Annotated in this window: 1 protein-coding gene; it reads right to left on the bottom strand. The window is 66.8% G+C overall.

Annotation, left to right across the window (positions count from 1 at the left end):
* Nucleotides 1–265 (bottom strand): response regulator (locus ACLJNW_RS25705; RefSeq protein ID WP_410961439.1); only part of this gene is annotated, 265 nt, incomplete at both ends.

Below are 265 nucleotides of genomic sequence, written 5' to 3'. Positions count from 1 at the left end.
GCCGAGGTACTGGTTGACGCCGATGCCCAGCGCGCGCTCGCGGTGTTTCTCGCCGGTCCGCGAGGTGATCATGATGATCGGCAGGTTGCCCAGGCGTTCGTCGTGACGCACCAGGGTGGCGACCTCGAAACCGTCCATGCGCGGCATCTCGATGTCCAGCAGGAGGATGTCCGGACGATGCTCCTGGAGCTGGGCGATGGCGTCCACGCCGTCCTTCGCGGTCAGCACGTTCATGCCGTTGCGCTCCAGCAGGCGGGTGGTGACC

The sequence above is a fragment of the Salmonella sp. SAL4457 genome, from assembly GCF_046548235.1.
GTDB lineage: Bacteria > Pseudomonadota > Gammaproteobacteria > Enterobacterales > Enterobacteriaceae > Salmonella > Salmonella enterica.
Note: the sequence above shows the minus strand (reverse complement) of the source record. Positions and strands in the feature narration are given on the sequence as shown.